The following is a 303-nucleotide window of genomic DNA, read 5'->3' on the forward strand; positions in this document are numbered from 1 at the left end:
CTCAGCCCCTGAATTGCCTAAATAAGCAATCGCACTGGCGCGATCTATTTCGTTTAACGAAAAGTCATTAATTAAGCTCATATGTGCATTTTGCGATATGGATTTTAATGAGCGCAACTCAAGCATACTGTGCTCGCTTGCACTTAATGCCGGTGCTTTACCATGCCATTTTTCAAGCGTGCTTGCTGCCCATTCGTTTGTTTGATCGTCGTGGCATTGCACACACGCATTGGGTGTATCGTATTTTATTGATATATCAGGGCGAGGAATTTTAAAGCTATGGTCGCGCCTGTCATCAACGCC

At 44.2% G+C, this 303-nt stretch carries 1 pseudogene; it reads right to left on the reverse strand.

The annotated features are described in order from the left end of the window. A pseudogene (locus NRL14_RS20900) lies at positions 1–303 on the reverse strand (hypothetical protein); the annotation flags it as partial.

The sequence above is a fragment of the Pseudoalteromonas sp. 20-92 genome (assembly GCF_030847595.1).
GTDB classification, from domain to species: Bacteria; Pseudomonadota; Gammaproteobacteria; order Enterobacterales; family Alteromonadaceae; genus Pseudoalteromonas; species Pseudoalteromonas fuliginea.